This window comes from Aestuariibaculum suncheonense, from assembly GCF_014596935.1.
Taxonomy (GTDB): domain Bacteria; phylum Bacteroidota; class Bacteroidia; order Flavobacteriales; family Flavobacteriaceae; genus Aestuariibaculum; species Aestuariibaculum suncheonense.
Genome location: NZ_JACVXC010000003.1, coordinates 251,518 through 277,422 on the forward strand (window position 1 = coordinate 251,518; position 25,905 = coordinate 277,422).

A 25,905-nucleotide genomic window follows, 5' to 3' on the forward strand; every position below is an offset into this window, starting at 1 on the left:
CATATGTTATGAGAGCATTTTTACTAATTTGGCTAAATATTTTGGGTTACACCATTCAGGGGCAGTCCTCTGTCCCTGAAATACAACCCGAAACCATGCAATACAAATTGGTAGATACAGTTAAACTCTATTTACATATTTATAAACCTCAAAATTTCAATAAAAGTAAAACATACAACTGCATGGTGTTTTTTCATGGGGGAGGTTGGAATACAGGTAACTATAAAGCCTTCAAAAGACAATCTCGTTATTTGGCATCAAGAGGAATGATTGCCATTTCAGCAGATTATAGAATTAAAACAGTACATGGTACAACACCATTTGATGCTGTTGAAGACGCCAAATCTGCCATTAGATATATTAGAAAACATGCCAAAGAGTTATGTATAAACCCTAATAAGATTGCCGCTGGTGGTGGATCGGCAGGCGGTCATTTGGCAGCAGTATGCGGAAATATAGAAGGCTTGGAAGGGCCTAAAGAAGATTTAAGCATTAGTTCAAAACCCAATGCTTTAGTCCTGTTTAATCCTGTATACGATAACAGTAAAAATGGCTTTGGGTATAACAGAATGAATGGCAGGTATTTAGAAATATCTCCCTTGCACAATATTACCAAAGGAGCACCGCCAACTATAGTCTTTTTTGGAATTGAAGATAAAACCACACCTGTAGAATCATCCAAAACCTATGAAAGAAATATGAAAGCCATCGGTAGTAGGTGTGATTTGTTTTTATACGAAGGTGCAACGCATTCATTCTTCAACAAAGGAAATTATTTTATAGATACCTTAAGGAAAACAGATCTTTTTTTAAAATCGTTGGGATATCTTGATGGAGAGCCAACCATTTAATTGGATTTAAAGCACTCAAAAAACATAAAACCTAACAAATTTATGATTGAAAGGATAACACTGATATTAATGATGCTTTTTGTATGGTTTTCAATTGCCCAAAAGAAAACACCCTATAAAGCCCAATGGCAATTTCCTGCTAAGGATACATCTATGAAAGTGACTCTTAACCAACAAAAAGAGTTGCTCGCCTCTGAAGAAGATATGACATGGTTCAAAGATGCTAAATTAGGAATCTTTGTGCATTGGGGGCCTGCCCTGCTTGAAACAGATGTATTAAGTTGGGGACGATTTGGCGATCGCCCTGGAGCTGGAAAAGCAGCAACAGATGGTGTAGATCCTGAAGTATATGATAATTTATACAAACTGTTCAATCCGGTAAATTTCGATGCCGATAAATGGATGCAGCACGTAAAGGATTTTGGTGCCAGCTATTTGGTGTTTACAGCCAAGCATCATGATGGGTTCTGTTTTTTTGATGCTAAGAATACCGATTTCGATATTATGAATACACCATATGGTAAGGATATCTGTAAACAATTAGCTAATGCAGCTCATAAAGCTGGGATTAAGATATTTTGGTACTACTCTCAACCAGACTGGCATCACCCTGATTGTTTAAGAGAGAATCACTATGAAAATTACCTACCTTACATGAAAGAGCACGTCAATCAATTATTTACTGATTATGGTCGAATTGATGGTGTGTTTTGGGATCATCTGGCTACAAAATATTGGCAATGGGATTCGTATCATGTACTAAAACAATTGAAAATAGAACAACCAGGATTATTGTCTAATTCTCGTGTTGGTTTTGGATGGCCTGACGATAGTTTAAGAGGGGATTACGAGAATCCGGAACAAAGCTTAGGGCCTATTAATCATCCTAGATATTGGGAAGCTTGTTTAACGATGACAGACAAATGGTTATATCATAAAAATGGTCCTATAAAACCCTCTGAAACCATTTTAGGCATGCTCATTCAAGTAATAGGTAACGGTGGTAATCTTCTATTAAATTTTGGCCCTAACGGAGAAGGTGAGTTTGTAAAAGAAGAAGCTGAACAAGGCTATAAAGTGGGAGCCTTTTTAAAACAATACGGTCATACCCTTTACAACACGCGTAAAGGACTTTTAATGGGAGGCGACTGGGGAGCTTCGACACAAAAAGGTAATATACTATATCTTCATTTTATTGAAAAAGTATCAGATAACAGTCAAGCTATTTTTGAGTTACCTGAACTACCTACTGAAATAATAACGGTTACTGGAATCACCGATGGCTTTATAGGCTATGAAATTAACAACAATAAGCTTATTATTAAATTTGATAAAAACAAGTATAACAATCATCTAGATAATATTGTAGCGCTTGAGTTAAAAGAAAATCCTAAAAACTATGATAGAATTGAAACCTGGGAAGCAAAACCAGTTAGTAGTTTGGAGTTTAATGCATCTTCATCGTCCTTTTCCAAAGAAAAAAATAATCCTGATATTATTTATGGTAATAAAGGCAACGTATTTAGTGAAGGAATTCACCTAAAATCATGGTGGGAACCTGAAAAAAATGATCAAGCGCCTTGGTTACAACTGGATTTTAAAACCCCTAAAAATTTAAAGACCATATTATTAAGTGAAAATATGCGTTCGCACTCACTTCGAAAATTCAGCATTGAGACAAAAGACATCAATGGTAATTGGAAAAAAGTATATACAGGGCAAACTATTGGAGAAGGTTTACGAATAAAACTGAATGGAAATTCTATAAGAGCTATTCGATTTAACGTGTTAGAAAGTATTTATACGACTCAAATAACAGCATTCAATGTTTATGAATAAATTTTTAATCATCACCTTTTGCCTAACACTTCACTTAGGCCAAGCTCAGAGAGAAACTATGAATAAGCCAAACATCTTGTTTATTTTAGCAGATGATTTAGGTATTAACGCATTAAACTGTTATGGTAACCCTCTTGTGGAATCTCCAAATATCGATAAGTTATTTTCTGAAGGCATGCACTTTACGAATGGGTATTCTAACGATCCAACTTGCGCCCCCTCTAGAGCTTCTATTCTTTCCGGACAGTATGTTCCAAGGCATCAGGTGTATAGAGTTGCCGATCGCTTTAAAAATGATACAAAAACACTTTATGGGATGCAGTACTTACCACCCGATAATTATACATTAAAAGGTTCAGGAGTTGGTTTACCATTAGATAAAATCACCATAGCAGAAGCGTTAAAAAATAATGGCTACATGACAGCTGCTTATGGTAAATGGCATTTGGGGCATAACGAGCTTCAAATTCAAAATCAAGGATTTGACGAAGGTTTTGAGATTAAAGGACATTATAATTTTAAAACCTATCCTAAACAAAAGAATGTTGATACTTCATTATATTCAGCCGATTATATAACTGAAAAAACTATTGATTTTATAAAAAAAGCAAAAGCTTCCAAAAAACCTTTCTTTGCTTACGCCCCTTACTACTTAGTTCACAAGCCTTTAGAGCCTAACAAAGAATATCTTGAGTATTTTAAACATAAACTCCAAGGAAATAAATCGGTTGGACCTGACGAAATTAAGGTTTTGGCTATGATAAAAAGTTTAGATGAAAGCGTCGGTAAATTACTAGATAACCTTAAAAAACTTGGACTTGAAAATGAAACAATTATCGTCTTTACCAGTGATAATGGGCATTACAAAACAGAAAGCAATATTTTTAGTCAGCCCTACAGAGGAGTAAAAGGTGAAACGTTTGAAGGCGGTATTCGTGTGCCTTATATTTTTAAATGGTCAAATCATATAGCTCCTAATTCAATAAGTAAAGAACCTATAATTCATATAGATTTGTTTCCTACTTTATTAGGATTAACACGCACCAATCCCCCTAAAAATTATACTCTAGATGGCGAAGACCTATCCCCTATTTTATTGGGAAAAAGTAATCATACATTACGAGACGCTCTTATTTGGGAGTATACCAATTATGCTGGATATAACCCAAAAAACAAAACCTTTAAAAGTCAATGGGTAAATGTTATTCAAATGGATGGGTTTAAACTGACTGAAGTTATTGAAAATCATTCATATTTTATGTATAATTTAAAAAATGACCCATATGAAACCAAGGATATTTATCAAGATTACCCATTCGAAGCCAACAAACTGAAACAACGATTGGAAGAATGGAAAAATAGTACCAAATATGTGGGTCCTGTAAAAAATCCGAATTTCACCAGAAGTAATTAACAACTAAATAATGATATAACATGAAATTAATCAAACTACATATACTCTTTATTATTATTTGCTTTTCATGTAAAGGAAACAAAGAAATTAATACATCTGTTCAAAACCAACCCAACATTCTTTGGATTGTATGTGAAGATATCAGTCCTACCCTATCTTTTTATGGAGATAATACGGCTAAAACACCCCATTTAGATAAACTTGCCAAAGAATGTCTCATTTACGACAATGCCTTTGCTACGGTTGGTGTTTGTGCCCCTTGTCGTTCTTCGATAATAACCAGTATGTACCCTACAACCATTGGCACCATGCACATGCGTACAGGACAAGATATCCAATCCTGGGGCAACAGAGCTTACAAAACTAGTGAAGAACAAGGTTGGCAGGATATTACCGGAAAACCTATTCGTCAATACTCGGCTGTCATTCCTAAAGAAGTAAAATGTTTTACCGAGTATCTACGCTCAGCTGGTTACTACTGCACTAACAACCAAAAAACCGATTATCAGTTCGCTGCACCAGTATCAGCCTGGGATGAAAATAACCCAAAAGCGCATTGGAGAAACAGACCAAACAACATGCCATTCTTTGCCGTATTTAATATTGATGATACCCATGAAAGTAAACTATGGAAGCATGAAGATTTACCATTAACCGTTAACCCAGATAGTGTTCCTGTACCGCCATATTTTCCAGATAATGAAGCCTCCAGGCATACCATAGCACGGAATTACAGTAATATTGAAATGATGGATGCCAAAGTGGGAAAAATTTTAGCACAATTAAAAAAAGACGGATTATATAATAATACTATTGTGTTCTTTTACAGCGACCATGGCGGACCGCTACCGCGCGAAAAACGTGAGATTTACGATGCTGGTTTAAAAACACCTTTTATAATAAAAGACATCGATAGCAAAACAAAAGGTAGAACCGACAGGTTGATTTCTTATGTCGATTTAGGTGCTACCTTATTAAGTTTGGCTGGCATAAAACCACCTAAATATATGGAAGGCAAACCATTTTTAGGAGCGTATGATACAGAAAAACGAAACTATGTATTTGGCAGTTCAGATCGGTTTGATGAACATTCAGATAGAATTCGTTCGGTTAGAAATAAACAATTTTTATATCTACGTAATTTCTTTCCGGAATTACCCAAGTACAAAGATGTGAGCTACAGAAAACAGGTTCCTATGATGAATAACTTCTTAGCATTAAAAAAAGAAGGGAAACTAAATAAAGTGCAATACAGTTGGTTTGAAACTAAAACCAAGGAAGAACTTTACGACTGTATAACCGATCCTTTCAATTTGAATAATTTAGCTGATGATCCAAAGTATGCCGATGTATTAAGTAATATGCAAACTGCTTTTACAACGCATTATGAAGGTAGAGCCGATATGGGACAAATTCCTGAAAGCCAGCTTATCGATATCATGTGGCCAAATTTTATACAACCTACTACCGCTCCTGTAGATATTAATTATAGTAATGGAAATGTCTCGCTGTCATCAAAAACAGAAGGCGCTTCTATTGCCTACTATATTTCTGATAAAGATGATGAAAAATTAGACTTTAACAGTCGGTGGAATTTATACACCAAGCCCTTTTCCCTTGAGAAAGGAAAAATTCTGTACACCATCGCAGAACGTATTGGTTACAAGGAAAGTGCAATACACTCACAAAAACTCTAATTGAATCAAAATATTTCCCTCGAAAATGTAGAGATATCTCTGGGTTCACAATTATCAAACCATATCCGACAATTATTAAACCTGTTAATGGATTTAAAATAAGAATTTTATCCTTGTGAAAATTTCACAATTACTAAACTATTTAAACCATTAATCATTATGAAAAAAGTATTTGCAACCTGTCTTTTGGTTATAGGTCTGTCGTTATCTTCAATTGCTCAAACAGACAAAATTAAAGAAACAGCTAATGAAAAAACGAACCAATTAAACACTGAAATAATAGCAGGTGATAAATCTCAGGGGTTAACAGATGCTCAAAAAGGAAAAATATACCAAATCCACATTACAAGACTTGAAGCATTAAAACAAGCTAAAAAAAACGGAGCCAACAATGATGATTTGAAAGAAATTAACCAAATCTATTTTAAAAAAATATATAAAGACATTCTAACAAAAGAACAGGTTAAGGCTAGAGGTAAATACAAAAAAGAGAACAACTAATTAATAGCAATCATGAAGCACTCTGCATTTCCTTTTTATGTTGTCTTTAGTTTGTTTTTTTCGCTTTATGGATTTGCCCAAACCTCACCACAACAAATGGTTGAAAAAATGGGTAGAGGCATCAACCTGGGGAATGTTTTGAGTGCTCCAATTGAAGGAAACTGGGCTCCGGCGTTTACAGAATCCTATTTCCAGGATGTTGCTACAGCTGGATTTACAACCGTGCGTATTCCTATGGATTTTTTTGGAACCAGAACAAATGGAGATACTTCTGTATACTCTAAAGATGCCAACACCTCCGGAAATTATAATGGGTCTGCCGCCGATTATATAGTAAACTCTGCATACTTAGACAGGATAGAACAAGTTATTAACTGGGGACTCAACCAAAATTTGGTGGTTATTTTAGACTTTCATGGCAACACGCTTAAGTCTGAATATATAGAAACCTTTTCTGAAACAATAAAAGAAAATGGTATTGATGTGCAAAACACTCTGTATACACATCCAACCTCTGCTAAACGCGCTGCTGATAATGACAAATTTAGAGCCATTTGGTCTCAAATAGCTAATCGTTTAAAAAATTATTCTTACGATTTGATATTTGAGATTATTAACGAACCATACTTCAATATATCTGCTAATGAAATGGACACGATAAACACAGATATTATAAGCATTATTAGAGCTTCTGGAGGTAATAATCCCAGTAGAAATATTATAATTACTGGAGGAGGAGCTAACTCGTGGCAAGCACCACTTCAAGTGTCTCCTACTATATTAACAGGCGATTCTTACTTAATACCAACATTTCATTATTATCTGCCTTTTAAATTTACAAGTTCATCCAGGGATAATGTTAATGATGTTGAAACATGGGGATCTCAGGAAGATAAGTATATTGTAGACTATCATTTTGAACAAGTACAAACATGGGCACAAAATAATAACCTCCCTGTTTTATTAGGCGAATTTGGTGCCGATAATGAAGGTGGCTATAATTATTCAACCATGACCTATGGTAATTTTGGAGGACCAGAGAATGCTTCGCGTGTGGCTTATCACGAGTATCTTGCTGAAAAGGCCATTAGTCTGGGATTTGCCTTTACAGCCTGGGATGCCGGAGATGAATCAAACAAAACGATTTATAAAGTGTCTGACAGGTCTTGGGTCGAAGATGTTAAGGATGCCTTGTTAGGAAACACCTTAAACATTATAGATTTTGAAAATCCCCATCATCTTTATGTGTTTCCTAATCCCACCACAAATACTCTGTTTTTTAACACAAATGAAATCGTTAACGATATAAAACTCTACAATTCTGAAGGGAAGCAACTGTGGTATTGCAAACCAGATTCAAAAAATTTACACTTACCTAATCTAGCCCCTGACCTGTATTATTTAAAATTTTACTTTAAAAATAATACAGTAGAAACAAAAAAAATTATAATAAATAATGCACTAAACGATTAAAACTAAATACTATGAAAAACATTACACTTTTATTATTAACAATTTTGCCTATTCTTGGATTTGGGCAAAGTGATTATGCTATCACAAACAACACTTTTGATTCTGATATTTCCACTTGGAAATCAATTGGAACTGGAGCCTCTGTAGAGTGGGATGCAACCCAAGGAAATTCATCTTTGGGAGCATTAAAATTAAATGCGGCGAATGATACTTCAAGGGCACAAACTGACAATGTACAGATGACTATTGCTGGAAGCACGTATGAACTCACATTATATGTAAAAGGAACTAATGGAGCTACATTTCATGGGCAAGTTTTTCAGTCAGGAGCAGGAAAAGTTGGAGCTCAATTAGTTTTAAATGGTAATTGGCAAGCTTATACCATATCTGATATTACTTTAGCCACAGGTGTAAATACAAATGTTAGACTTTGGTGTGATGATGTTCCTGGAGGTACTTTCTATTTTGATGACGTGTACCTTAATTTAAATGTACCCGCAGGAAATTATGTGCTAACAGCTGACACTAATGGTAATGGCGTTGTTACAACATCTCCTGATGATCCTTTCTATACATCTGGAAGTTCTGTTAATGTGCAGGCAGCAGCTAATACTCACTGGCTCTTCGATAGTTGGAGTGGAAACCTAACAGGGGCTACAAACCCAACGAGCATTACCATGGATGCTGATAAAAATATAACAGCTAATTTTATAATAGATCCTAGTTTTGATTATGCATTTACATTTGATTCTGATGGTGATTTGGAAGGGTGGTCTTTAGATCCTCAATTAACAGTAGCGTCTCATACAGGGAGCCTTGTTACACTAACACCTACCACAGATCAATGGGCAAGGTTTAGTTTGTTCGATTTCCCTATACCTGCAAATAGTTACAACAAAGTGACAATAACCTTAAAAAACGAATCAACAAATGATGATGAACTAGGTCTAATTATAGATAATGGTTCTGGTAGTGAAGTAATTACTATGCCTATGACAACTGGAGACACGGGGTTTAAAACATATACGTTTAACCAAACTCAATTTACAACTGCATGGAGTGGAGATATTACCACAATGAGAATAAGATTTACAGACGCAGATAATATAACTGTGGGAAGGTCTTCAGGTACAGGTAACATTATTATTGATAATATTGTTTTTGAATATGATTCCTCGCTAAGCGCTGAAAATTTCAATAAAGGAACATTTACATTATACCCAAACCCCGCAAAAAATGTGGTTTATTTTAATACAACAAATACAATTTCAAAAATTGAAGTATTTTCGATTACTGGTAAAAAAGTGTTAGAAACCTCTAAATTCAACAATAATGCAATGAACATATCATCTTTAAAGTCTGGACTTTACTTATTAAATATTAGAGATTCCGAAAATAACACTATGGTTAAAAAACTTATCAAGCAATAAACAAAGTGCACTTTATTGGTGCCAATATTAATATAATTTAATTATAGAGAGTGATTAATATCACTCTCTATTTTATTGACATCAATTTCTACAAGCATTTTTCTAATACCAATCAAACAAATACTAAAACTAATAACTTAATACAATATGCTTTCTTTAATTTCTTTTTTAGGGTTTACAGCCTTGGTGGCTATAATCTCATATTTTGCTACCAGAAAAACCGATGAGTCTACATCCGATGGGTATTTCCTTGGCGGTAGAAGTCTAACGGGTTTGGTTATAGCAGGATCTCTGTTATTAACAAACCTTTCTACCGAGCAAATTGTTGGTTTAAATGGCTCGGCCTACAAAGAAGGTATATTAGTTATGGCTTGGGAAACTTTAGCAGCTATTGCCATGGTAGTTACAGCCTTATTTCTGTTGCCTAGATATTTAAGCGGCGGCATAGCGACCATTCCTACTTTTTTAGAACGTCGCTACAATAAAACAACAAAGGCTATTACATCCGGACTGTTTCTTTCAGGCTATGTCGTGGTGCTTCTGCCTATTGTTTTATATTCTGGGGCTTTAGCCATAAATGCTATGTTTAACGTTCCTGAAATGTTAGGCGTGTCGAAAAACGCAGCCCTTTGGTTTTCTGTTTTTGCTATTGGGATTATAGGATCGATCTATGCTATTTTTGGTGGATTAAAAGCCGTTGCTGTATCCGATACCATAAATGCTGTTGGCTTATTAATTGGAGGGTTACTCATACCCTATTTTGGATTAAAAGCCATTGGTGATAATAGTATATCTCAGGGCATACATACATTATTGCATAACAACCCGGAAAAATTTAATGCTATAGGTCCTGCAGATTCTTCTATCCCGTTTTCTACCATATTTACAGGGATGATGCTTGTACAATTGTTTTATTGGGGAACAAACCAGGCAATTATACAACGTGCATTAGGAGCTAAAAACTTAAAAGAAGGACAAAAAGGACTTCTGTTAGCAGCTTTTATTAAAATTCTTGGACCGCTTATTGTTGTCATCCCTGGCATTATTGCCTTTCATTTATTTCAGGGGAATCTTGCCAATCCAGACGAAGCTTACCCTAAACTGGTTACCGAAGTATTACCAGCCTCCTTGGTTGGATTTTTTGCAGCAGTACTGTTTGGGGCTATTTTAAGTTCGTTTAACAGTGCCCTTAATAGTTCAGTTACCTTATTTGGCGTAGATATTTATAAAGAATTTATAAATAAAAAAGCCACAGAAAAAGAAACCGTTAAGGCCGGTAAAAATTTTGGAATACTTCTAGCCTTCTTATCAATGTTTGTTGCTCCATTTATTGCTAATGCTCCTGATGGCTTATTTGGATATCTTCAGGAAGTTAATGGATGTTATAGTATTCCTATCTTAACAATTATAGTTGTTGGTTATCTATCTAAACGTGTTCCTGCCGTGGCTGCTAATATTGCCATCGTTTTAGGAGCAGTGCTTTACATGATAAGTCAATTTATTTTGAAGCCATATCTTTTTGGAGAAAATAATTATCTCCATTACTTACATGTTATGGCTATTTTATTTGTAATGAATATTTTAATTATGCTTGCAATAGCAAAATTTAAACCAAGAAATACAGCATACAGTCAGGAATTCACTAACGAAGTTGATATTACGCCTTGGAAACATGCTAAACTCATAGGGTCTTTAATTACGCTAATAGTTATTGCTGTTTATATATATTTTTCATAATTGAAAAAAACTTGTGTGAACCCAATAAAAAAGAGGCTGCATTAAAAGCAATATTAAAACCTTATTACGAGAAATCCATCTTCAAAAGCAGTTACATAATCAATAAGTTGAACATCTAAGATTCCTTCATCATATTCGGAATAACGACTTTTAGACAGTCTCTTTTTTATTAACACCCCCTCTTTATTATAGTATAATTCCTAATATTACTCCAGCAAAAAAATCACATAAAACACTTTAAACAAAATATTTATATCACTTTAGACAGTTAACAAACCTTTTGTGATAGTTTTAAAACCTCAAAAGCATGTCATTCATTTAGTTTTGAAATAACAAACATTGAAAACGCTATGTTACTTCCTTTTCAATGTTTTCCCAATCTTTTTGAACACCCCTGCTTATAGTTATTTAACTAAACCAATAACTATAAAACTAAAATGATGAAAAAAATTACGTTACTATTAGTGGTATTTATGCTTCCATTAACAATGATTTCACAGGTGAAAAACTATACGTTTAATACCGATGGAGATAAAGAAGGTTGGATTGCTGCCGGATTAGATTTATCGACATCAACACCAAATCCAACAGGTGGTTATTTAATTGCAACAGGAAAAGGCTCAGGAACCGGATTTCCACAAATACGCAGCGAAGAATATGCCCCTCTTATTCCTGTAGGAGCTAACCAAAAAATAAAAATAACCTTAGTTGCCGAAAATGCTACCGATGTTACTACTTGGCAAATTAGTAACCTCGATACCGGAAGCACTAATTTTGGAGCAGGAGAAATAGTTGAATTTAATATGCCTATTGTAGCTTTAGGTAGTGGAACATCTACTTTTGAAATGGAACTACCTGTAAATTTAGATAATGTAAACGGAGGCATTTCTCAGGTATCAATAAGAGCAAAAAGCAATGCTACCGATGGCACTAGCGGTACAATATCTTTTGATAACATTTCTATATCTATTACAGAAGAGTTTACAGAAAACAGCTATGTATCAAACCCTGATTTTGAAACAGGTGATTTAACCAATTGGTCTGGAAATGGTGGTGAAGTTGTAGCGAGTATCACAACTGGTAATGGAGGTGGTAGTGCCGGACAGCTCAGTTTTACTAACGACCAAACCAAAAACAATTTTCTAAACAATGTAATTTACGATTTTGGAAAAACAGTAAATCCATCTGAGATTAAAGCAACTTTCAATATGATGTCTAATAACCCGGCAATAAACGTTCAGATTCTTTATGATTTATACGATGCTAATGACAACAAAATAGCAGGGCAAAATACAGGATTAGTTTCGGTAACAACTACAAACACCTGGGAATCTTTTTCATTAAATAAGGCAAACGATGTTGCTTTTAACAAAATTCATTTTAGATTTAAAGTTAAAGACGGTGCTCTAATAGGAGACAAAGTTGCTTTTGACAACGTTACTTCAGAATTTACCTATATAACATTAGGTATAAATGACGCTCCTACTAAAAAAATAAGTACCATGCGTATTTACCCTAATCCTGCAAAACATATTTTAAATATTAAAAGTCTTGAAAATATTAATGCCATTAGTATTTACGATGTTACTGGAAAACAAGTACTATCGTTTAATAGCATAACGAGAAATCAATTAAACATCTCCAATTTAAAAAACGGTATTTATGTGGTAAAAATGCAAGATAGCAACCATAATTATGAAGTTAAAAAACTGATTATATCAAAATAAAATATAGGTTGGCAAGATTCTACCTTAAAAGATTATTGCCAACCTATTTGAATATAATAACCCTAGACTTTTTAAATGAATACTAATGACTATCATAGTAGTGATTTCTGTTTTAATTGTTTTCAACTTTGCTTTGTTAAAGTTTAGCTGTAACAAGAACTCTTCCCCTAAGCATAAGACTAAGAATTATCATATAAAATTTCCAAACTACATAAAATCAGTAAATCATCTTCGAGACAAACCAAGGAGTATTTAAAGTTCAAGTTACTATAATTATGAATTTCCAAAAGAAAATACAGAACCTTTTGTGGGTGGCTATGCTATCTGTTTTTGTTGGGCATAGCCAAAAAGGTCAAGGTAAATTTTGTGTAAGTGCAGAGCCGTTATGTGGCTCCAATAAGTTTTCATATCCCAATACCTCTGGTTATAACCTAGCAGAACAAACACCCGATTATGGCTGCCTGACATTGCAGTTAAACCCCTCTTGGTTTTATTTACAAATAGCCCAAGATGGAGATATAGAATTAATGATAGAACAAAGTACAACTCCTGGCGGAATAGCTAATCTAGATGTCGATTTTATTGTTTACGGGCCTTTCAAAGACCCTGTAACACCATGTGCCAATGACCTAACAGGTTTTAATGTTGTAGACTGTAGTTATAAATTAGATAATGTTGAATTTGCCAACCTTACTAGCACTAAAGCCGGAGAATACTATCTCATGCTCATCACAAATTTCTCCAGAAAGTCTGGTTTTATTACTGTAACACAGGTTTCCGGAGCCGCCACAACCAACTGTGTATTGGTTAAAGATCCTATTTCTATAAATAAAAAAGCTTGCCAAGGCGATAATATCACTTTAAATGCTTCAGCCGTAAATGCAAGTTATTACAAGTGGTTTTATAAAGACAGTAATAATCATTTTATCGAAATGTCTAATTCTAACTCAAATAACATAGAAGTTTCAGCTTCCAACATATATAAAGCTGAAGTTTACAATAGCAACCATGTCCTTGTTGAAAAATATGAATTTAATACCATGTTTTATCAAGTTCCTCAAGCTCCAAATAACATAATCGACTATAACGTATGTGATATTCTAGATGACAATGATGGAATTGCTGAAATCGATTTACAGGTAAAAGACAACGAGGTTTTAAACGGACTCGCTCCTAATGTGTTTTCTGTTAGCTATTATAAAAATCAAACAGATGCTTACAACCATACTAATGCCCTACCCAATAACTACATTAACAGTATGCCTTCTGAAGTTATATACGTTCGTATTAATAATATAAACATGCCTGAATGCTTTTCGGTGAGTTCTTTCATTATAAATGTAATTAGATTGCCAAAAATTAATTTAGAACCAGAATATATACTTTGTGAAAACACTAATGGAACAGAAGAAATACCCTCACCTCCCACAATTGACACAGGTTTAAACAGCTACGACTTTAGCTTTACTTGGGTATTGAACAATAAAATCATTCCATTTGAAAACAAACCCAAATTAATTCCTCTTGAAAATGGTATATATAGCGTAGAAATAACGAATATTGAAGGATGTTCTAATACCTTTTATACAGAGGTAACATCTCATTCCCCTCCTATTATTAAAGCAACTGTAACCTCTAAGGCCTTTTCAGACAACCACAGCATTGAAATTAACACTTCTACAAACGATACCGACAATGAATTTAGTTTAGATGGTGGTTTATGGCAAAAAGACACCGTTTTTAATAATGTGTCTTTCGGTGAGCACATCATACGAGCGCGAAATATTTACGGGTGTGGTATTAATGAAACAACAGTTATGGTTATTGATTACCCACATTATTTTACACCTAATGGAGATGGGGTTAACGACAAATGGAACATCGTCGGTCTCCACAACCAAACTCAAGCCAAAATACAAGTATTTGATAGGTATGGAAAACTTTTAAAAGAACTAAAACCCTACGATAACGGATGGGATGGCACATTTAAAGGCGAAAATCTACCTGATAACGATTATTGGTTTGTTGTTGAATATACCGAACCTAAAAACGGACAATTAAAACAGTATAAATCTCATTTTGCGCTTAAACGATAATTAAACTGATTATTAACAATTATGAAACTAAAAACCATAATTCTCAATGTTCTTCTCCTTTTTACTATTGTTTTATCATGTTCTGATGAAACTGGAGAAATAATCGAAAAAATAAAAACACCCTATAAAGAAATTATAAACGTTTCTTATGGCAACGATACAAATCAAACCTTTGATATTTATTTACCCGAAAACCGAAATTCAAAAACAAAAACCATGATTTTAATTCATGGTGGTGCTTGGGTATCTGGTGATAAAACCGATATGAACACTTTGATTACATTATATAAAAAAGACTTTCCTAACATAGCTATAGTGTCAATAAACTACAGACTTGCAAATGAAACAAATCCTCCCTTCCCGATGCAAATTAATGACATTACTGAAGTAATTAACCATTTAAAACAATACAAAAACAGTTACAAAATTTCTGAAGAATTTGGGCTTTTAGGCATAAGTGCCGGCGGACATTTAGCTCTCTTATGGAGCTATGCTTTTGATGCTCAAAAAAACATTAAAATGGTAGTAGGTATTGTAAGCCCCACAAATTTTACCGATCCAGTGTACTTAAATAGTACAAACCCTCAACTAAAACTCTTTTTAAGTATTTATAACATTAATCCCGATGATATCGGTTTTTTAGAAAAAATTAGCCCTTTGCATCAAGTTAACTCAAGCTCACCACCAACCATATTCTTTAACGGCGAACAAGACCCTTTAATACCTAACAGCCAAGGATATGATTTAAAAAATAAATTAACGGCTCTTGGAATAGAAAATGAATTTACTTTGTATCCAAATGCTGGTCATGGCTGGGAAACACCTGAACTTTTAGACACTTGGGAAAAAATAAAAAATTTCACTAAGGTTCATTTAACAAATGAAATCATTTAAAAAAGATAAATATAGAAACTTTGAAAGCTGCATAACAACCGCCCCTTCATTTATTCATGTCAATCATCATGAATTTATTTTCGGTATACATTTGACCCGCTATCCTCCTTTGGAAAACACGATATCTCTAGTCAGTAATAAATCATTAGAATCGCATTCCGAAATTCCGAAATAAGGACTTTTCGTTTTAAGAATAGTTCTGCTCGATTGTCATTTACAGTAATACAAGCATAAAGAGGTGCTTTTCCATTTTTGATATTGGATTGCTTCAGCCAAAAAAGAACACTGAATGTTTGCGTGGTTTTCATACTCTTTTGTTTTAAAATTGAACATTAGAAACAAAAGCCAAATCAAATTGCTCAGTTACCTTTTTACACGTTTTTAAAAGTGGTAACCGAATAGGTCACATTTTTATTTAAATGAATTCAATTAATATGAACTCCTAAAAACGCCAAGACCTTAATAATCAAAAAAAATACTAAGATTTTATTCCATATTAATTTCGAATCTGGTCTGCGTGGCGCACCTAACTTAGACCTTACTTAACCCCTATTATTACTGTTATTCTCTAATTTCCATACTTTCATGCACACCGAATTGCACAATCAAATCATACAAAGAACATTAAAAATATAATTTACTTCTATTTAACATAACAAAAATACAATTACATCTAAATACTATTAAAATACCCTGAAACGGAAAGAGAAAAGAAACTTATTAGGCGGGCCAGTTAATGACCACACGCCTAAAACTTTATTTTTTTTAGCTTAGAATGAATTTCCTTTCAATACACTCTATTGACCCTTTGAGGAGCATATTGAAAGGAAATTATATAGCTAACTCAGAGCAAACAATTATCAATTATAAAAAACTCTCCAATTAATTGAATAAGGTATTTAATAATTGAACAAGCTCTTCTTCTGATGGCCTGGGCGCATTAGAGTTAATTATGATTCCTTTTGGATCTAGTAAAATAAATTTAGGAATACCTTTTATTAGATAATCCTTAACAAACTGAGATTGCCAAGCGTTATCGGCTAACAACTGTACCCCTTGCAATTCTTTATCCTCAATCATTTTAATCCATTTATCACGATCTTCATGTTTATCAATAGAAATACTCACAAATTCAATGTTCTTATCACGATACAACTTTTCAACTTCCTTTAAATATGGAATTTCCTTTTTACAAGGTCCACACCAAGTGGCCCAAACATCTATATAAAGATATTTTCCTTTCAAATCACGTAATGATGTTTTTTCCCCATTGTAATTTTCATAAGCATAAAACTCTGGTGAAGGTTCTCCTTTAGAAACTTTCTTTAATAGGTTATAGCTTTCAGTAATTTCTTGTTTATGAACTTCGTTTGTTGAAGCTTTAATGAAGATATTATAATATGCAGTTAAATCACTGGTATATGTAATACCATATCTGGCATCATCAAACAACAGACTATTTTTGATGGTATCATTTAGTATTTTTGATACTGCAGTTAGGTACGCTATATCCTCACTCAAGCCATCGGTCTGTTCCAGCTTTTTTGCTGTTTTAGAAATATAATTTTTAACTAATCGTTTATAAGCCGACGAAAACAAAAAATCACCTCCTTTGTTATAGTCAAACTTGCTGTTAAGTTCACCAAATCCTTCCGAAGTTTTAAAATCTAATTGATTTGTAGCGTAGCCATGTGATTGTTGATACCCTTGTAGTCGACTTAAAAACTCATAATTAATATTTCTTTTTTCTTTGCTTTTAAACACCTCTGAAACCTTAGTATTGGCATCCAAAAGTTTTAATAATTCATTTTTAATATCCATTGACTTCGCCTTAAAAGTTGCTTCTTCCATACTGAAAAAATCATTACTTCTCCCTATCAATTCATATTCATTAGCTTTTTTATTCAATAAATAGATATTATTCTCTGCACCTTGACCTGAAAAAGCTAATGAATTTTTAAAATCCTTGGTATCAAAATGAATACCTAAATCTTTTTCCTTTTCAAAATACGCTCTAAAAAAAATACTACCATAATTTATTAAATGAATACCTTCTTCTATATAAAGGGTATCTTTAAAGCTTCCATTTTCTGATATTTGAATTGTATCTCTAACATTGGAATTACTATCAACAATAACAAACTCTTCGCTTGCTTTATTTGTTATTACCCCTGACAAAATTACACCTTGATTTTTTTTATTTTCACAGGCACAAACACTCAATACTAGCATTAGTAATATTGTTCTTTTCATAATTATAATCCTTTAAATAACTATTGAGCATTTTCTATCGCCTCTAAATTTTGAAGTGCTCTCTTTTTTACTTTACTACTAATTGTATCCGCCATTTTCACTGCTATTTTAGCAGCTTTAACAGCTTCTTGCTTATTTCCAAGTAAGCTATTAATTCGAGCATACGTCCCAACAATTCCGTAATCATTCGGATTCATGTTATAAGCTTTACCTATTAAATATCCTGCCTGTTTAAGGATATTTTTATTTTGCTCTTCTCCTTTATATGTTGTTGAATTTGCTATAAATGCAATGGTCTCTGGGTCTGTTTGCAAAAAATTATCTACATAATAATTTGAAGTTTCAATAAATGCATTTGCATCACCTGAGTTTACATAATAACTACAATGGATAATGGATAAATCTCTAGAATTATTGGTTAATTGCTTTAATGAATCTAACTGTCTTAAAAATAACGCTTCGTTCTTATCGTTTATAGATTGATACATACGTCTTTGAAGCACCTTCTGGTAAACAGAGTTAACTCCTTCTTGACCCGCAATACCAATAAAATAAGATGTATTATTTTCTAACAAATGGTATAGTGGCGAAGAAGCCTCATATACAAAACTATTAATAAGCTTCCATCCTGACTGAGATTTTAGCCAAACCGAATCTACCCGCGATAACAAATCATTTAAAATATCCTGAGTTTTTGGTGCTCGGATTTGATTTAAAGCTAAAAGATAATCAACAATCTCCTCATTCGTAATATTATTGGATTCATACTTTTTTTCTAAAAGTCCAAGCGATTTTTTCGGATTTAAAGCATTATTACCTTGTTCTATAAATGCTTCTGCTCTCATTTTAGATCCCGATTTATGTATCAACTCCCCTTCACTATTTATAAAAAGGTAAGTTGGAAAAGATGTCACGCCATACGCTTTAGCGATGGAAGGCCCTTCCCCCTTTTCCATATCAATTTTAGTATTTATAAACGACGCATTGTAAAATTCAAAAACGTCTTTTTTCACAAATACATTCTTATCCATCCATTTACAAGGGGCGCACCATGAGGTATAGCAGTCAATAAAAATGAGTTTATTTTCCTGCTTTGCAATTTCTTTCAATTCTGAAAAGCTACCACTCTTGAAATCAATTTCATTTAAAGTTTCATTAGCTTCCTTTTTACAGGAAACTAATAAAACTATTATTGTAAATAAATTAACTAATGTTCTCATTAATAATCTGGGTTTTGCTTTATAATATTATTAGACAACTGAATTGTTTGAAATGGTAGTGGTAGGATAAGTTTAGAATCAGAACTTAAAGTTTTATAATCATTAATGTCAATATCTCCTTCAATATGATAGCGAACTAAATCAAACCATTCTTCACCGCTTTCGGCTCCTAACTCGAACACTTTCTCCTCACGAATAGCAGCAAGAAGTTCGTCTTTATCTGAAGTATCTAACAAACTATTTGTACTTCGTTCTCTAACTTTATTAACTGCCCAAAGCGACTGGTCTATATCGTCATTTCCTCTTAGAACAGCTTCGGCATAAATCAGATAAACCTCATCTAATCTTAAAAAATACTCGGTATCAGCCGTAAGTGGAACACCATTATATGTAGAACCATTAAACTTATTATTTCTAACACTCCCAGTAGATGTGTAGGCTATTGCAGCATCTTTTCTTGCATCATTTTCCAAAAAAGAAACATAGTATTCAGAAAGACCAAAATAGGATCGAAACATAAATGCTTTATTATTTCTATCATTTAAATTATCAAATGGTGTTTGAAACAACACTTCTTTAGTATCAATAATTTTCTTAGTAAAAATCTCACTAAAAGTATCTTCTAAAGTTCTATCACTCGAATTAATAACTTCTAAAGCCAATTGAGCTGCGGCTTCATAATCCTTTTTATACAATAGTACTTTACTTTTTAAAGCTTTTGCAAACAGATTGGACACATAAAAGGTATTGCTAAAATCTGGGGCATTATCGATAGCAAAATCTAAATCATCTAAAATTAATTCATACGTTGCTTGTACCGTTGTTCTTGGTTGTATTGAAGCATCACTTATAGGTTGCTCTTTTAATACAATTCCATATTCAGAATTTCCATCATAAAACTGCCCCCATAAACGTAACAAATAAAAGTGCGTTAATGCTCTTAAAGCCTTTGCTTCTGCTATAATTTCATTTTTCCTTTGAGTTTCAATAATTTCTAATTTTTCAGTTTTTGAAATAATATGGTTTGCATTATTCAATAGAAAATACATTTTGGTATAAATAGCCTCTAAATAAAAATTATCGGAAGAGACATCGTTGTTAAAAAATGCATTTTCAGAACTACCGCCCCAAATACCCGGTTGCATGGTAAGCCCCATCATAGAGGTTATGGCCGGAGCATAAACCGCGTACTCTAATCCGTCAATTAAAATCCCGTAAGTTCCATACAAAACCGTTTGAGCTTGGTCTAAATTAGTAATCACCTTATCTTCGGATACCTGATAAACAGGATCTACATCTGTAACATCTATAACTTCGCAAGATGTGTTTAGCAACCCTAAAACAACAATTAGAGTTAATATAATGGTTTTAAATAATTTCATAATATTATAAATTTAAGTTTAACCCTAATGAAAATGTTCTAACTGGTGGATAACTCGCACTATCGTAACCTTGAGCAAAATTGTTGGCCGCTGCATAATTAACTTCAGGGTCTAAACCACTGTAAGATGTAATGACAAAAATATTACTGGCAGATAATGATAAACTTGCTCGTTGAATGAATAGCTTTTCAAGAAGTTGAGGATTAAATTTATAGGTAATGTTTAAATTTTTAAATCTAACAAACGACGCATCTTCAATGAAAAAGTCAGAGTCTCTTCGGTTGTTATTTGGATCACCAGAAACTAACCGAGGAATTTCTGAATTTGAATTTGAACTCGTCCAGGCTTTTTGAATGTCTGTTGAGTAATTACTTGTATAACTATTAAAAACTAATAAATCTCTTTTGTTTGCATTATAAAGATAGTTTCCAACACTAAAGTTAAATAAGGCAGATATTTCAAAATTTCCAAATCGAACAATATTATTCCAACCTCCAAAAAAATCTGGTGCCGCATCTCCAATAATGTTACTATCATCTGTTCCTATAAAACCATCGCTATTAATATCAGCATATCTAAAGTCTCCTGGAGCGGTTCTTGAAGACTGATAAACCCCATTTGGAGAAGCAGCATTTAAAGCATCTATCTCTTCTTGATTTTGAAAAATACCTTCTACTTTGTAACCTGAAAAATAACTGGCAGACTCTCCTTCAATTAAATTATTGTAATATCCACCGTTAAGCCTTAACACTTTACTTTTAATAGTGGTTACATTTAAATCTGTTGTCCATTGCAGTTTATCGTTTGAAATAACATCTACACCTACTTGAAATTCAAAACCTCTATTTAAAAAATCTCCAATATTTGAAAACTGACTACTACCTCCTGTTTCTAAAATAACATCTCTTAACAAAATTTGATCAGAAGTTTTCTTGTTGAAATACCCCATAGAACCGTTAATTCTTCTATCCCATAATGCAAAATCTATAGCAACATCCAGCTGATCTGTAGTTTCCCATTTAATATTTGGATTTGGAATGGTGTTAGAAATAACCCCATTATTGTTGTTATAAAAACTACCTGATGTAAAAAACGTTGCATATTGAAAATCTGAAAAATTTGCAGATCCCGTTTTACCATAAGATGAACGTAATTTTAAATCGTTAATAAAATCGACGTTTTCTAAAAATGATTCTTTTGAAATTCTCCAGGCTATGGCTCCAGAAGGAAAGTAACCCCATCGATTCTCTGGACCAAATTTAGTTGACTTATCTGCCCTACCTGTAAAAGTTAAGTAATACTTATCGTCAAAATTATAATTTGCTCTTAAGAAATAAGACGACAATCCACTTATCGTTCCTGTGCTGGTTAAATTTAAACTAGATGCAGCTCCTGGTGTAACCATAACCTCATCGTCTGGAAAGTCGGTAGCTCTGATGCCGGTAGCGTTACTCTTATTTTGAGTATAAGACACCCCAAATACAGTATTTACATCATGCTTATTAATATTTTTACTGTAGGTTAAAGTATTATCTAAAACACGAGAAGAAAAATAGGACTCTGTTTGATTAAGTGTTCCTTTTCTGTTATTTCTTAATTCAAAAACATCGTGACTTGGTGTATATCTAAAACTCAAATTATTTGATGTATTGTAAGTATATGAAGACCTAAACAATAATTTATCTATAATCTCATATTCACCAAATAACGAAACAATAAAATTTTTACTATCTACATAAGCTGGATACCTAACTCTGGCGTAAGGATTAGCCTCTACTCCACCCGTATCATGACCATAATCTCCATTATCATCAAAAACAGGAATGTCTGGTCTATACTTGATTGTTTGATAATAAAATGTGGTATTACTGCCCTTGTTTTTAGAATCGCTATAATTGAAATTAACACCTACTCTAAGTTTATTTGAAAGTTTAGTTTCTAATTTGGTTCTTAAATTATTTCTCTTAAAATTGGTACCGTATATAGCTCCCTTTTGATCTGTAACTCCAGCAGAAAGCGAATACAGAGACGAACCGTTTAATGACCCTCCATTAGCATTCAAATAATAATTTGTATTCACGGCAGCCTGATCTGTTTCGTTTTGCCAGTTTGTATCCACAGATTCTCCATATGGATACAATAATTCATTGCCAGGCATTGCAGATCCAGAATTGGTAAATGCTGTTTTTACTACATCATGAAACCCTTGGGCATTGAGCATAGAATATTCGTTTGTAAAAGAGGATACGCTTGTGGTCGCGCTAAGACTAATACTTGGTACAGATGAATAACTTCCTTTTTTAGTTGTTATAATAACGACTCCATTTGCCCCTCTGGATCCATAAATTGCAGTTGCCGAAGCATCTTTTAATATATCAATACTTTCGATATCTTGTGGATTGATAGCTGTTAATGGGGATTGTATGTTAGAAAAATTCTCTGAATAAAAGGAGTTTCCTTGTCCTTGACCAATTTCTATTGGGAGTCCGTCTATGACGTAAAGAGGTTCGTTATTACCAAAAACAGAAGTAATTCCTCGAATGCGAATAGAAGCTGGAGCTCCAGGGGCTCCGGATGCTGTTACGACATGTACTCCGGAAGCTTGTCCCACCAAGGCATTATCTATGCTAATAGGATTAGTTTTAGTTATTTCCTTGACATCTATTTTAGAAACCGAGCCTGTTAAATCTTTACGTTTTTGGCTACCATACCCCACCAAAACAACTTCTTCTAAAGATTCTGAATCTGCTTGTAGAATAACATCTATACTCGTTTTGTCCTGAATAAGAATTTCTTTAGTTAACATGCCTACAAAACTAAAGACCAAAACATTTCCATTAGGAATTTTTATGGAATATCTACCATCAAAATCGGTATAAACACCATTTGTAGTATTCTTTTCAATTACATTAACACCCGCTAAAGGCAAACCATTTTCGTCTTCCACAATTCCCGAAATGATCAAATTTTGAACCGAAGGTGTTTCTGTTTTCTTTATTAAAATCATATTACCTTCAGACACTGAAAAGCTCAAATTATTTAAGGTAACGCAATCTTCTAAAAGCTTCCCTACTTTTACTTTTCCCTTTTTAAGCTGGACTCTTGATAAATCTGTAAATAAATCATCAGCATAAATAAAATTGTAATCAGTTTGATCACTTATCATATTAAAGACTTCATCTAAGGTTACAGTTTTGTCTTTATCAATAGTTATTTCAGCATTTTGCGAAAGACTATTATTAGGAACTAAACTGAAAACTGTGAAACACCATGAAAAAATTAGAGTTCGCATCATAAGCTTTAAATACCGGTTACCATTAAAGGCTCGCAGATTCTTTAAGTTAATTTTCATAAATTTGCATTGATTAGTTAGTTAAACATTTAATTAATTATTCATTGATATTAGGAGGGAGAAATATGTACCTGCCAAAGTTTATATTCTTTTCCCTCTTTTTTTTTACTTTAAAACCACGGTTTTATCATTAATTTCAAAGGATTTTATTTTACCTGTATTTTTTATTAATTCTAAAATTTTTTCCAAATTTTGACCTCGGCTCAATTGACCATTAAATTTTTGACTGAGCACATATTCCCCTTCAAGTTTTATATCAACATCATACCAGCGAGACAATACTTTTACTATTTCATCTAGAGACTTCTTATTAAAAACAAAATCACCATAAATCCAAGCTAATTCATGCTTAACATTTACCTTTTGTATAGAAAAACTTCCATTTTCTATATCTAAACTTGCTTGCTGTCCTGGACTTAGAATATCTTTTCCTGAATGTGAACGAACCATAACCTTTCCTTCTGAAAGTGTTGTGTAGATATGGCTTTCTTCTTTATAAGCTTGAATATTAAACTTAGTTCCTAAAACCTCTATATCTTGATTTCTATTAGACACTATAAATTTTGCACCGTTATGCTCAGTGCTTGGTGACACTTCAAAATAAGCCTCTCCATAGATTAATTCAACTTTTCGTGGAGCATCACCGATAAAACTTATTGGATACTTTAATTGCGTTTCAGAATTCAACCAAACTTGTGTGCCATCGGATAGTTTAATAAAAAACTGACCTCCTCTTGGAATCGTTAAGGTATTATATGCTAATTCTTTTATTTGTGAATTTGCTTTATATACAATTTCTTCTCCATTACTTGTGATATTATTTTTTTGTAATGATGAGCCTTTAACAAAAACAACCTCTTCTCCATTTTCTAAAGTTAAAATGGCTTTATTCGTTCCAGGTTCAATATTGCTTACAATTACCTCATTGGCAACTGTACGAGTACCTGATATCAAAAATTCATTAAAAAGATAGCCCCCAAGTAGCCCCAATATTAAAACCGCAGCCGCCGCATATCTAATGATATTCAATCTAATTGTTTTGGAAGCTTTCGAAGCTTTTTCAATTATAACATTCTCGGTTTTATTATAAGCTTTAATGGCATCGAAAACTTGATCTTTATGAATAGCATGATAAACATCTAAATATTCCTTGAATATTCTTTTATTTTCATTATCTAATTCTAACCACTCCGATAATTGATTCAATTCAGAGGCAGTGGCCTCTTCATTCAAATATTTTACAATAATTGTTCTTATTTCTTTTAGACTCATTTCTCTTGAAAAATCATTTTTTTTATACTTCTATACAAACAAGACGAATAGACTTTAAAAAACCATTATTTTTTTTTTAAATAATTTTACCTTTTTTTGTATCGAACACTAAAAAATCTCATTTTCCTTGAACAATTCCTCCGTAAATAACGATTTATTATGCGATTTTAAAAAAGGCAATAAAGTAGCCTTTAAAAAAATCTACGTCTTATACTATCAGGATTTATGCTGTTGGATTAATAGTTATACCAAAGACAAGGATTTAGCGGAAGATTTAGTTCAAAATGCATTTTTAAAACTATGGGAACAAAGAGGAAAATTAGCCATTAATGATAATATTAAAAGCTATCTCTTCAAGTTGGTTTACAATTCTTTTTTAGACAAGATTAGAAGAGATAATATTTTTAACAAAAAAATAGAAGAGATAAGATACAGCCACATTATAGCAAGTATGGACGAAGACCAAGATATTCAAGAAAAACGTCTTAATATCTTAAAACAATCTATTGACGACTTGCCAAAAAAATGCAAAGAAGTTTTTATTTTAAGTAAATATGATGGTTTAAAATACCAACAAATTGCCGATCAACTTGGCATTTCCAAAAATACTGTAGAAGTACAAATTAGTAAAGCCTATAAAATTTTAAGAAAAAGCTTATTAAATAAAAATGGGTTAAGTTTATTTATCAGTTTTTTATCCAGAAGAATTACATTACAAAAAACTAAAATATCCGACGTCAATTAATTTTTTTTAATTACAAAAAATT

General features: G+C 33.0%; 18 protein-coding genes. 12 read left to right on the top strand and 6 right to left on the bottom strand.

The features are described from left to right. Positions 1–8 precede the first annotated feature (8 nt). The 11 genes from ICJ84_RS09380 (at position 9) to ICJ84_RS09430 (ending at position 15,659) form a co-directional block, all read left to right on the top strand. Entirely contained in the window at positions 9–851 is an 843-nt protein-coding gene (locus tag ICJ84_RS09380; protein ID WP_241748733.1) for an alpha/beta hydrolase, read from the top strand. A 69-nt stretch (positions 852–920) separates the two neighbouring features. Beyond that, positions 921–2,690, top strand: coding sequence for an alpha-L-fucosidase (locus tag ICJ84_RS09385; RefSeq protein ID WP_206688695.1), 1,770 nt, complete (start codon positions 921–923; stop codon positions 2,688–2,690). Then, positions 2,683–4,104: a sulfatase gene (locus ICJ84_RS09390; RefSeq protein WP_188216139.1), complete on the top strand. Its 1,422-nt coding sequence runs from the start codon at positions 2,683–2,685 to the stop codon at positions 4,102–4,104. The genes ICJ84_RS09385 and ICJ84_RS09390 overlap by 8 nt, the downstream gene beginning before the upstream one ends. A 20-nt stretch (positions 4,105–4,124) precedes the next feature. Next, on the top strand, positions 4,125–5,801 hold the full coding sequence (locus ICJ84_RS09395; protein ID WP_188216140.1) for a sulfatase family protein: 1,677 nt from the start codon (positions 4,125–4,127) through the stop codon (positions 5,799–5,801). 159 nt (positions 5,802–5,960) lie between these two features. Beyond that, complete coding sequence (locus ICJ84_RS09400; RefSeq protein WP_188216141.1) at positions 5,961–6,302, top strand: hypothetical protein; 342 nt, start codon at positions 5,961–5,963, stop codon at positions 6,300–6,302. Positions 6,303–6,314: 12 nt separating this feature from the next. Beyond that, entirely contained in the window at positions 6,315–7,775 is a 1,461-nt protein-coding gene (locus tag ICJ84_RS09405) for a cellulase family glycosylhydrolase (protein WP_188216142.1), read from the top strand. Between the two features lie 11 nt (positions 7,776–7,786). After that, positions 7,787–9,205: a T9SS type A sorting domain-containing protein gene (locus tag ICJ84_RS09410; RefSeq protein ID WP_188216143.1), complete on the top strand. Its 1,419-nt coding sequence runs from the start codon at positions 7,787–7,789 to the stop codon at positions 9,203–9,205. A 147-nt stretch (positions 9,206–9,352) separates the two neighbouring features. Further along, on the top strand, positions 9,353–10,942 hold the full coding sequence (locus ICJ84_RS09415) for a solute:sodium symporter family transporter (RefSeq protein ID WP_188216144.1): 1,590 nt from the start codon (positions 9,353–9,355) through the stop codon (positions 10,940–10,942). Positions 10,943–11,382: 440 nt separating this feature from the next. Further along, complete coding sequence (locus ICJ84_RS09420) at positions 11,383–12,669, top strand: T9SS type A sorting domain-containing protein (RefSeq protein ID WP_188216145.1); 1,287 nt, start codon at positions 11,383–11,385, stop codon at positions 12,667–12,669. A gap of 275 nt (positions 12,670–12,944) precedes the next feature. Next, positions 12,945–14,765 carry a T9SS type B sorting domain-containing protein gene (locus ICJ84_RS09425; protein ID WP_206688696.1) on the top strand — a complete coding sequence of 607 codons (1,821 nt, stop codon included), beginning with the start codon at positions 12,945–12,947 and terminating at the stop codon, positions 14,763–14,765. Between the two features lie 21 nt (positions 14,766–14,786). Continuing rightward, positions 14,787–15,659, top strand: coding sequence for an alpha/beta hydrolase (locus ICJ84_RS09430; protein WP_188216147.1), 873 nt, complete (start codon positions 14,787–14,789; stop codon positions 15,657–15,659). Positions 15,660–15,790: 131 nt separating this feature from the next. Here ICJ84_RS09430 and ICJ84_RS17110 read toward each other — a convergent pair whose 3' ends face one another. The 6 genes from ICJ84_RS17110 to ICJ84_RS09455 all read right to left on the bottom strand — a co-directional run bounded on the left by ICJ84_RS17110 (position 15,791) and on the right by ICJ84_RS09455 (position 25,138). Further along, positions 15,791–15,967 carry a hypothetical protein gene (locus tag ICJ84_RS17110; RefSeq protein ID WP_394367622.1) on the bottom strand — a complete coding sequence of 59 codons (177 nt, stop codon included), beginning with the start codon at positions 15,965–15,967 and terminating at the stop codon, positions 15,791–15,793. A 574-nt stretch (positions 15,968–16,541) separates the two neighbouring features. Beyond that, positions 16,542–17,912: a TlpA family protein disulfide reductase gene (locus tag ICJ84_RS09435; protein ID WP_188216148.1), complete on the bottom strand. Its 1,371-nt coding sequence runs from the start codon at positions 17,910–17,912 to the stop codon at positions 16,542–16,544. Positions 17,913–17,932: 20 nt separating this feature from the next. Then, positions 17,933–19,132 carry a thioredoxin family protein gene (locus tag ICJ84_RS09440; RefSeq protein ID WP_188216149.1) on the bottom strand — a complete coding sequence of 400 codons (1,200 nt, stop codon included), beginning with the start codon at positions 19,130–19,132 and terminating at the stop codon, positions 17,933–17,935. Further along, entirely contained in the window at positions 19,132–20,514 is a 1,383-nt protein-coding gene (locus tag ICJ84_RS09445) for a RagB/SusD family nutrient uptake outer membrane protein (protein ID WP_188216150.1), read from the bottom strand. The genes ICJ84_RS09440 and ICJ84_RS09445 overlap by 1 nt, the downstream gene beginning before the upstream one ends. Positions 20,515–20,518: 4 nt before the next feature. Beyond that, positions 20,519–23,866 (bottom strand): SusC/RagA family TonB-linked outer membrane protein, encoded by a 3,348-nt coding sequence (locus ICJ84_RS09450; RefSeq protein ID WP_188216151.1) that lies wholly within the window; start codon positions 23,864–23,866, stop codon positions 20,519–20,521. 105 nt (positions 23,867–23,971) lie between these two features. Further along, positions 23,972–25,138, bottom strand: coding sequence for a FecR family protein (locus tag ICJ84_RS09455; protein WP_188216152.1), 1,167 nt, complete (start codon positions 25,136–25,138; stop codon positions 23,972–23,974). 127 nt (positions 25,139–25,265) lie between these two features. Here ICJ84_RS09455 and ICJ84_RS09460 point away from each other — a divergent pair, with 127 nt between their 5' ends. After that, on the top strand, positions 25,266–25,883 hold the full coding sequence (locus ICJ84_RS09460; RefSeq protein ID WP_188216153.1) for an RNA polymerase sigma-70 factor: 618 nt from the start codon (positions 25,266–25,268) through the stop codon (positions 25,881–25,883). Positions 25,884–25,905: the final 22 nt, after the last annotated feature.